9 protein-coding genes are annotated in these 9,253 nt (G+C 43.3%); 1 reads left to right on the top strand and 8 read right to left on the bottom strand.

Annotated features, from left to right (window positions below):
- Nucleotides 1–930: 930 nt before the first annotated feature.
- The 5 genes from WMO25_RS10270 to tadA form a co-directional block, all read right to left on the bottom strand.
- Complete coding sequence (locus WMO25_RS10270; protein ID WP_349085235.1) at nucleotides 931–1,779, bottom strand: DegV family protein; 849 nt, start codon at nucleotides 1,777–1,779, stop codon at nucleotides 931–933.
- Between the two features lie 101 nt (nucleotides 1,780–1,880).
- Nucleotides 1,881–2,660: an inositol monophosphatase family protein gene (locus WMO25_RS10265; protein WP_349085234.1), complete on the bottom strand. Its 780-nt coding sequence runs from the start codon at nucleotides 2,658–2,660 to the stop codon at nucleotides 1,881–1,883.
- A 198-nt stretch (nucleotides 2,661–2,858) separates the two neighbouring features.
- Nucleotides 2,859–4,082: an LL-diaminopimelate aminotransferase gene (locus WMO25_RS10260; RefSeq protein WP_215690474.1), complete on the bottom strand. Its 1,224-nt coding sequence runs from the start codon at nucleotides 4,080–4,082 to the stop codon at nucleotides 2,859–2,861.
- Nucleotides 4,083–4,302: 220 nt separating this feature from the next.
- Nucleotides 4,303–5,124, bottom strand: a complete 822-nt coding sequence (locus tag WMO25_RS10255; RefSeq protein WP_349085233.1) for a histidinol-phosphatase HisJ family protein — start codon at nucleotides 5,122–5,124, stop codon at nucleotides 4,303–4,305.
- A gap of 11 nt (nucleotides 5,125–5,135) precedes the next feature.
- Nucleotides 5,136–5,618: a tRNA adenosine(34) deaminase TadA gene (tadA, locus tag WMO25_RS10250; protein WP_349085231.1), complete on the bottom strand. Its 483-nt coding sequence runs from the start codon at nucleotides 5,616–5,618 to the stop codon at nucleotides 5,136–5,138.
- A gap of 368 nt (nucleotides 5,619–5,986) precedes the next feature.
- On the opposite strand from tadA, the gene WMO25_RS10245 reads away from it, so the two are divergent.
- The gene (locus WMO25_RS10245; RefSeq protein ID WP_015513145.1) at nucleotides 5,987–6,571 is read left to right on the top strand and encodes a DJ-1/PfpI family protein; all 585 of its coding nucleotides are present in this window, start codon (nucleotides 5,987–5,989) and stop codon (nucleotides 6,569–6,571) included.
- 121 nt (nucleotides 6,572–6,692) lie between these two features.
- Here WMO25_RS10245 and WMO25_RS10240 read toward each other — a convergent pair whose 3' ends face one another.
- From WMO25_RS10240 to WMO25_RS10230, 3 genes are all read right to left on the bottom strand, one after another.
- Nucleotides 6,693–7,049, bottom strand: a complete 357-nt coding sequence (locus WMO25_RS10240) for a hypothetical protein (RefSeq protein ID WP_178439994.1) — start codon at nucleotides 7,047–7,049, stop codon at nucleotides 6,693–6,695.
- Between the two features lie 160 nt (nucleotides 7,050–7,209).
- The gene (locus WMO25_RS10235) at nucleotides 7,210–8,139 is read right to left on the bottom strand and encodes an AEC family transporter (protein ID WP_349085230.1); all 930 of its coding nucleotides are present in this window, start codon (nucleotides 8,137–8,139) and stop codon (nucleotides 7,210–7,212) included.
- A gap of 3 nt (nucleotides 8,140–8,142) precedes the next feature.
- The gene (locus tag WMO25_RS10230; RefSeq protein ID WP_015513143.1) at nucleotides 8,143–8,925 is read right to left on the bottom strand and encodes an alpha/beta hydrolase; all 783 of its coding nucleotides are present in this window, start codon (nucleotides 8,923–8,925) and stop codon (nucleotides 8,143–8,145) included.
- Nucleotides 8,926–9,253: the final 328 nt, after the last annotated feature.

The following is a 9,253-nucleotide window of genomic DNA, read 5'->3' as shown; positions in this document are numbered from 1 at the left end:
TAAGTGCGAACATCTCTGCGATATGCGTTTTCCTTGACGGTTTCCGTCTCCCCGGGATTCATCACTGAACCCCGACGGCCTCCCGGAGCAGGTATCCCTGTTCCGGTCAACCGGACATCCTCACCATTTCGGCTCTTGGAAATTACCGCACACCTCGAAGTACTGGCGTACTTTATTCATCGAGTTGATTGCAGACATGATTCAAATATTCAAATATGAAATTGTCATTTGTCAGCAGACCAGATGTAGCAACTACTCTGATACTCTGTATTTCATCGCTGTCCCTCGCTGACAAGAATTATTATAAACGCTGATGAAGCATTTGTCATTCAACCAGCGGTTTAAAATATCAAAAATGGGGAAATGTACATCAAAAATGCCCCAACTCTTTATGAGCTGAGGCATTCGAAGCATTTTCTTTTACTTATATATTCCTTTGGAAATTAGCAAAACAAATTATAGTGTTCATAAAAAACAATACGTTCAGTAAAAATAAATTATCTCTCATAGGTACGGTTCAACGAATTTGTAGATTATTACTATCAAGCACCTAAGATCGTTTCAATCCCTCATAGATACAGTGTAACGGTATGGGTACAATATGTACTTCCTTGAAGATCGATTGTTTCAATCACTCATAGGTACGGTTCAACAACAGTGTTTACTGCGTTTCATGTTTTCATTATACCTTATTTCTACTGTTTTTCAATCTTTTTCTCCAAAAAAGTCGGTCAACCTCTTCATAGTAAATTCCCGCAAAGCCTTGATTTTACTGGCTTTTTTATTTTTGTCAAAAATAGCTCGGAGGTTCACCGACTTTTTTACAGAATTTTTAACAATCTCCTGTTTGAATGTCCAACTCTAAATTTCTACAGAAAACCGAAGATATCGATGCAGTCAATTGCTGCATTCATATCTTCAGTCTGATTTTTATTCATACATATAAAGGATTCCCAGAGTTCCCGGCCCGCAGTGACAGGAAATGGTTCCTCCGGCACGGGTGACATAGATATTCTCAATATCCGGCTGCCATTCATTGATTTTGGTACGAATCAGCTCAATAATATCCGGGTCAATGCCGGAATGGGTAATAAATATCCGGTTCTGTCTGATATTGTCTTTGCCTTTCAGCATATCATCGGCATAGGCCGCAAAACATTTCGCCGTCCTGCCGCGATATTTCTTCGTGGATAGCATATTGCCGTTTAATACGTCGATACGTGGTTTCAGCTTCAGAATATTGGCACCGATGGCTGCCACAGAACTGCATCTGCCGCCTTTCCAGAGATATTCTATGACATCCACAAGGAAACTGGCCTGGCATTTATCTGCGTCCTCACGCACTTTTGCCGCAATTTTCTCCGCTGATAGCCCCTGTTCCCGCAAATCACAGGCTTCCAGTACAAGCAAACCGATACCGGTTGAAAGGGTTCTTGAATCCACCGGATAAACATGGCCGGTTTCCTCCGCCGCAAGCATGGCTTGATTATAGGCCGTTGACATCTCTGAACTGATCGTAAAATGTACAATCTCATAACCTTCACCCAGCCAGGGTTTCCAGCACATCTCATAGTCATAGGCATTCGGCGCAGATGTCGTACATAATCTGCCTGTCTGCTCATAATGTCTGTAAATATCATCCGGGGTAATGGTCACATTATCCTGCAATAGCTCGCCATCTCTGACAATGGGATGCGGAAGAACTGCAACATCAAACTGCGCCAGCAATTCTGCTGACAAATCGCAGGTACTATCACTTATAATCTTTACTTTACTCATACGCTACTCCCGACCATCTTGGGTCTATTCCTGAATTTAACTCTGAAAACCGGCTGCTAGTACATCGTTTTCAAAAATATCTTCTAAACTATTTTCTCCTATTATGCTAGCTCCATATGTCCTTCCAGTTTAAAGTAATCTTCCCATGCTGCAGGTCCGCCGGCCAGTACCGAACACCCCTTATCAAGGGAGATTCCTGTACCATCCATACGGCTGATACGGCCGCCGGCTTCCTGCACGATCAATGAACCGGCCGCATAATCCCAAGGCGACAGACGGCACTCAAAGAATAATTCACAGCGTCCACTGGCAATATCACACAAATCCAATGCAGCGGAACCACTTCGTCTCACATCCAGACTTGCCCTATGCAGTATCTTCACCAGATCAAAGGTCTGATCAATTAATTCTGCATAATAAGGTGATGTCCCGAAACATACAAGTCCTTCTTCCAGTCGGTTAGAAGATACATGCAGCAGTTGACCATTTAAAAAGGCTCCCTTTCCTCGCTGCGCATAAAACATCTCATTACTGTATGGGTTATAAACAACGCCGATTTCCATAGTCCCATGAAGTGCCAGTCCCACAGACACGCAGCTTCTGTGATAATTTTTGATAAAATTGGTCGTTCCATCGATAGGGTCCACAATAAATGCATAACCTTCACCAATTGCTTTGCTGTGTTCTCCTTCCTCACCGATAAATACCGCCTCCGGCAGAATTTTCAGCAATTCCTCCTCAAGATAGGCCTGAACCGCCACATCATATTTTGTCACAAAATTCGCCCGTCCCTCCTTGGAACTGACATTTCTCTCGGCACCATCTGCGAACAATATAATATCGCCGCATTTTTTGACCACCGTCACTATTTCATCCAGCATTTCTCATTCCCCTTTACATTCCGGCATTGATAATTCTTCTGAACTAACTGCCGGCATTTTCATCTTCATCAGAAACCACAGCGGTTCAGAAATCATCTCTGAACCGCTGTATCATAAGTATTCAGAACTTGCCTATAAGTTCTGATGCGGAATTCGGCTCTGCTGCGCAGACGTACTTCCCGACCGAATTTCTGCACATTATTTAAGTTTCTTAATACGTTCAACCGCTTCAAGTGTGTTCTCATAGGAGCCGAAAGATGTCAGACGGAAATAACCTTCACCGCTTGGTCCGAAGCCTGAACCAGGTGTTCCCACAACATTCGCCTTATCCAACAGATAATCAAAGAATTCCCATGAAGTCATCTTGTCCGGTGTCTTCAGCCAGATATATGGCGCATTCACACCGCCTGAAGCAGAAAATCCTGCTGCTGCAAGGCCTTCTCTGATAATCTTCGCATTATTCATATAGTAAGCAATCTGTTCTTGTGTCTGAGCCTGACCTTCCGGTGTATAGACAGCTGCACCGGCCTGCTGAATGATGTAAGGTGCACCGTTGAACTTTGTGCCGTGACGTCTTGCCCACAGGCTGTTTAATGTCACATCGCCGCACTTAAGCGCCTTAGGAATAACTGTGAAACCAAGACGTGTGCCTGTGAAACCTGCATTCTTGGAAAAGCTTCGAAGCTCGATGGCACATCTGTCCGCACCGTCGCACTCATAAATCGTATGGGCCACATTATCTTCTGAAATGTAGGCTTCATAAGCTGCATCATAGATGATCACTGCACCCTTTTCAAGGGCATAATCCACCCATTTCTGAAGCTCTGTCTTCGGAATCGTTGCGCCTGTCGGGTTATTCGGAAAGCAAAGATAAATGATATCCGGTGTTTCTTCCGGCAGTTCCGGTGCAAAGCCATTCTCCTCTGTGCAAGGCATATAGATCACATTGGAAAATCTCTCTGTTGCAGGATTGTAATCCCCTGCTCTGCCTGCCATAACGTTCGTATCAACATAAACAGGGTAAACCGGGTCACATACCGCAATACGGTTATCAACTGAAAAAATATCCCCGATATTGCCGGAATCGCTCTTGGCACCATCACTGATAAAGATTTCATCAATGGCAATATCAACGCCGCGGGCCTTATAATCATGCTGTGCAATCGCGCTTCTCAGAAATTCATAACCCAGATCAGGTGCATAGCCCTTAAATGTCTCCTTAACAGCCATTTCATCAACTGCGCTATGCAATCTTGCAATAACAGCCGGTGCCAATGGCAGTGTCACATCGCCGATACCAAGGCTGATAATCTGGTCTTTCTTCTCCGGATTAGCTTCCTTATATGCAGCTACTTTCTTCGCGATTGTTGAAAACAGATAGCTGCCTGGTAATTTAAGATAATTATCGTTGATTTTAAACATCTTCGTGTCCTCCTCATCTTATCCGTCCGCATTCTTAGTATAAGCTAACGAATTTATGGTTCTGTTCACCATTGTAACTCATGAAAGCATTTCATGCAATAGTTTTCATTCGACTCTCTTTGTCTAATGTACTCATAGCTGCTCAAAGTCAACCTCAAAAATATATTGACATCTTTCATCCATTCAGTCTGCCATAGCCCGCTCCTTTCGGATTCCAACCCTACAGTTTAATGAACTCCGGCTTCCTATGCTCAAAGACCGTCAGATATCTGAACCCGACCGTTTCCAGCATTTCATGGGCTTCCTTCTGATAAAAGCCGATATATTCTGCTTTGTGGGCGTCACTGCCTATGGTAATGATCTCACCGCCGCATTCCCGGTATAACTTCAAAATCGACATCGGCGGCATGGCATCCTGCATGGCCTTATAATATCCGGAAACATTCAACTCAATGCCCCGTCCCTTCTCTGTCAGATTCTTAAACAGCTGACGGAATTTCTCCTCATAAGGTCTCAGATCAAGACGCAGTTGATTACGCTCAAACATATAGCGCAGCGGATAGGTCAGATGCCCCATCACATCAAAATCGCCCATTTCCGACAATTTCAGCAGCCAGTCCACATAATGATCATACATTTTCGCCACATCGATTTTGGTAAAATCATAATAATAGACATCCAGATCTTTTTCCATATTATGGATAGAACCGATGACAAAATCCAACACATCACCGTAATCCCTGATAAAAAGCGCCGCCGCTTCCGGATTCACCTGAGGCTGTCCAAGCTCCGCACCGATGCGCACCTTCAATTGTCCGGCATACTTTTCCTTCATCTGAACAAGTCCGCCATACAGACCCGAAACATCCATATGATACTGTTCACCGCCGGGCACTTCAAAATTCATCTGCTCATCGTAAGGCAGCCCTGTATAAATATCCATATGGTCTGTAATCGCAATTTCCGACAGTCCTCTCCGGATCGCCGTCTGACAGATCGTATCCAGTTCTTCTGAACCATCAAAAGAATATTTAGAATGCATATGATAATCTGCTAAATACATTTCTCTTTTTCCTTCTTTCTTCTCTCTCGCAATTCACGGAAAAATTCGCTGAGCATGGATGAACACTCCTCATGCAGCACATCCTTCGTCAATTCTACCTGATGATTAAACCTTCTCTCCTGAAGCACATTCAACACAGAACCTGCGCAGCCTGCTTTGGCATTCATACTGCCGATCACCACTCTGTCCACACGGGCCTGAACAATTGCTCCGGCACACATCGGACAGGGCTCCAGTGTAATATACATCGTGCATCCCTCCAGGCGCCAGTCTCCCAGATATTTACTGGCCTTGCGAATAGCATTCATCTCCGCATGGGACAGGGTATTCTTCTCCTTGTTGCGTTTATTATATCCCCGGGCAATGATCTTCCCTTCATAGACGATCACACAGCCAATCGGGACTTCATCAATGGCCGCCGCTTTCTTCGCCTGCGCCAGCGCTGCTTTCATAAACTTCTCATCTTCTGTCATCCTCTATCACTTCCTCCAAATTTTTTAGATGCAATTTTCTAAAATCTCAGAAATACTTTATACTTTATTAATAATTAGCTATTGTATTTTTAGAACTTTCGTGTATAGTATTGGCATAAGGTTGAGAAAGCCTTATAGCCAGAAAAAGATTAGAACATAACAATCCTCTCTCTTAAGAAAAGGCATCCGAACGGCAGGATGCCTTTTCTTATCACCAATATTTTATAAATATTTAATCATTTTCCATGTAATAATATGATATAATATTTAGTAGATGCATAATTATGTGACATTTCATGAATTAATTTTAAGCAGTCAATACATTTTGCACCTATATTATCTCAACAAATGTTGAAGGAGGTTTCTTTATGGCTAAGAAAATTTTAATGCTTTGTGGTGATTTTACTGAAGATTATGAGACAATGGTTCCTTTCCAGGCACTGTCTATGCTCGGCTATCAGGTTGATGCTGTCTGCCCGGATAAGAAAGCCGGTGACGTTGTTAAGACAGCCGTTCATGATTTCCTTGGTGACCAGACTTACACCGAAAAGCCGGGACACAATTTCGCATTAACTGCTGATTTTGATACAGTAAATACTGCTGATTATGTTGGTCTCTTTATTACAGGCGGCCGTGCTCCTGAGTATATTCGTCTGAATCCAAGAGTCATTGAAATTGTTCAGGAATTTTTCGCAGCTAAGAAACCTGTTGCTTCCATTTGCCACGGCCCGCAGATTCTGACTGCTGCCGGCGTTCTTAAAGGCGTGAAAGCGACTGCTTATCCGGCTGTCGGCCCTGATATCACCCTTGCAGGCGGTACATATGTTGAAGTTCCTGCAGACCAGGCTGTTGTTGATGAAGCTGCTCAGCTCGTTACAGCACCTGCTTGGCCTGGCGATACAGCGATTCTTGCAGAATTCGTCAAACTGCTTGGCGCCAAGATTGAAATCTGATAACTCCTCATTCTAAACATGGGATGTCGGGTATTTTGCCCGGCATCCCATAATATATCCAACCAGATAGCAAAGGGGCTGTCGGGGGATTTCTGATATGCTCCCTTGAGTTTTTATCCTTCTATGCAGCATATTCTGCAAAGCAAGGATGTTCTTTTAATATCTCTATTTTATTGATTTCTACGCCTGCAGCATTCACTTCGCCCCAGACGCGCACCCAGCCTTCCGGCAGTTCCATCAAAATTGCCGGTGCAAGATACATAAATGCGTGCTTTCTTTTTGCTTTGCCTTTGGCAACACGAATCTGTATACTTTCTTCCGTGCATGCCTTACCGGCTTTTCTGCAGCGGGTAAAAAAACGTTCTACCGCATAAGCAATCGTGTCTCTTTCATAATCGCACAAACCGTGCTTAAGAAGCATGTAGTCAGGGTCAACTGAAACTTCACATACAAATGAACCATAATTTATTTTTTTCATAGAGCAATACCTCCAAAAAACATGTGTGCTATTCACTAACTGCTTACACTACTTATATCTTTTTGAAGATATGATTTTACTCGGTTTTTTGAAAAAAATTTTTGCACGTAATGTGACCTGCACATTACAGTGCCTGCATCCGCCGCTTGCGCCATCTACATTACAGCAGCATCACGAATATCGGAATCGTAATAATACATAGCAGCGTTGTAATAAATATAAATTTCGACGCCAGCACCACATCATTACCGTATTCTCCCGCAAAAATCGCACAGAAACCCGCCACCGGCATGGCATGTCCAATCACAAGCACTCCGTAAATCATCGGATCATGAACCAACGGTCTTGCAATCACCAACACCAACAACGGAATCAACACTAGCCTTACAAAAGAACAGGCATAAGTTCTCCAGTCACTGAAAACATCTTTGATGCTGCTCTTTGTCAGAATCGTTCCTACATAAAGCATGGCCATCGGTGTTGTCAGGGACGACATTCCCTGTACTGCATTATCCACCGGTGCCGGAAAGCGCAGCTGAAAAACAAACATAATCAATCCAACAACAATGGCTGCATTCACCGGTGTAAAGATATATTCTTTCATAGAATGTTTCTTTCCGGCTTCCGTTCCGGTACTCCGCATGAGCCAGACACCATAAGTATAGGCATAGGTGGAAAATGCCAGATTGGCAAATGTCGCATAAAAAATGGACTCTCCGCCAAAAACGGCATCCATCACCGCCCATCCCATAAATGCATGATTTGTAAAAGTCACTGAATAAATCCAGACGCTTTTCGACTCTTCGGAAATCCTGAAAATCCAGGCTGTCAGATACCCGATCAGAATACTCGCTCCAAATATGATCAAACTGATGACATACACCTCTCCAGCCTTGACCAGCCTCTCAAAGGTATAATCTGTTTCAAAAGTCGACAATATAAGGCAAGGGATCGTAATCACCAGCAAGAACCGACTGATACCATCAGAAAAGCCCTCACTGATCATCTTTCTCTTGCTGACAACATATCCCACAAGAACATAAATAAAAAGTGTCACCAGTTTCCCTGCCACCGTAAAAATTGCACTCATTCCTTATTCCATTCCATCTTCAAATACACCGTTCCACAGAAATGGCATATAGATTGCATTCTGTTTCTCCCAGTCGGCCTCACAATGGCCGCCAAAGGCCTGAAGATACGGATACGTCACGGCTCCCCGCTCTACCAGCAGATGACTGAATTCCAGATTCGTACAGGTATATTTGACCAGTCCCGGTTTACGTCCTGATTCCTTACTTCCCCAGCTCATATAAACCCTGGTATCAGGAAGCAGCGGTCCGGCCGATGTCAGTTCTTCCCGCATGGCATCATAACAAAATCCGACCGCACTTGAAATACAAGCTGCCTTTGAAAAAACATCATTATGGGCCACAACTGTATAATAAGCCATCAATCCGCCCATGGAGCTGCCGCCGATACCGGTATATTCCCGCTCTGGTTTTGTTCTGAAATGCGTATCGATCAGCGGTTTCAGCTCATCGACCACCCACTGCATAAAGACTTTGCCCGTTCCATGAATCCTTTGTCCGTCAAAATCCTTGAAATCATAGGGCGAAAACTCCTCCAGACGCTTGTTGCCCTCATGATTGCATTCAATACCGACAATGATCAGCTGGTTCTCCCACTGCCTCATAAATTCCTGCAGTCCCCAGGATTTACCGTAGGTAGCATCCTCATTATAAAAAAGATTGTGCCCATCATACATATACATGACCGGATATCGCGCTTCGCTTTCCTCGTAATCATCCGGAAGGTAGATATGCAGCATCCTGTCCAAATGATAGGGGGTAATATGTACCATTTCTTTAATAACCATTTTCATCCTCCGATTACATGATCTATTTCTATATCAAAAATCATCTGCTTTCAAACTACAGATTCCATCATACCATATAATATCTGTTATCGAAAGATTTTTTAAAAAAATACAAATATATCTTTCATTATCAGAATATTCATATTAAAATAGATATGTATATCGATAAACATTTAAAGTGCCATGCATTTTAAATATGGAATCTATAAAATAGGGGGATTACATAATGGACCTGATGAAAGATATTTATAAAAAAGAACTTCGTACACGTATTGCTGCATGGGAAGGCAAGAAGACAGACGATTTCCAGTATGAACCGGAACGCGCC

The organism is Coprococcus intestinihominis (assembly GCF_040096555.1).
In the GTDB taxonomy this organism is placed as follows: Bacteria; Bacillota; Clostridia; order Lachnospirales; family Lachnospiraceae; genus Coprococcus_A; species Coprococcus_A intestinihominis.
The sequence above is the reverse complement of the archived record's forward strand: the minus strand, read 5'-3'. Positions and strand labels throughout refer to the sequence as shown.

Bases quoted from the DNA above. Each gene is read 5' to 3' on its own strand.
- WMO25_RS10270 (WP_349085235.1), bottom strand. From the start codon at position 1,779: ATGAGTAAAGTAAAGATTATAAGTGATAGTACCTGCGATTTGTCAGCA.
- WMO25_RS10265 (WP_349085234.1), bottom strand. From the start codon at position 2,660: ATGCTGGATGAAATAGTGACGGTGGTCAAAAAATGCGGCGATATTATA.
- WMO25_RS10260 (WP_215690474.1), bottom strand. From the start codon at position 4,082: ATGTTTAAAATCAACGATAATTATCTTAAATTACCAGGCAGCTATCTG.
- WMO25_RS10255 (WP_349085233.1), bottom strand. From the start codon at position 5,124: ATGCATTCTAAATATTCTTTTGATGGTTCAGAAGAACTGGATACGATC.
- tadA (WP_349085231.1), bottom strand. From the start codon at position 5,618: ATGACAGAAGATGAGAAGTTTATGAAAGCAGCGCTGGCGCAGGCGAAG.
- WMO25_RS10245 (WP_015513145.1), top strand. From the start codon at position 5,987: ATGGCTAAGAAAATTTTAATGCTTTGTGGTGATTTTACTGAAGATTAT.
- WMO25_RS10240 (WP_178439994.1), bottom strand. From the start codon at position 7,049: ATGAAAAAAATAAATTATGGTTCATTTGTATGTGAAGTTTCAGTTGAC.
- WMO25_RS10235 (WP_349085230.1), bottom strand. From the start codon at position 8,139: ATGAGTGCAATTTTTACGGTGGCAGGGAAACTGGTGACACTTTTTATT.
- WMO25_RS10230 (WP_015513143.1), bottom strand. From the start codon at position 8,925: ATGGTTATTAAAGAAATGGTACATATTACCCCCTATCATTTGGACAGG.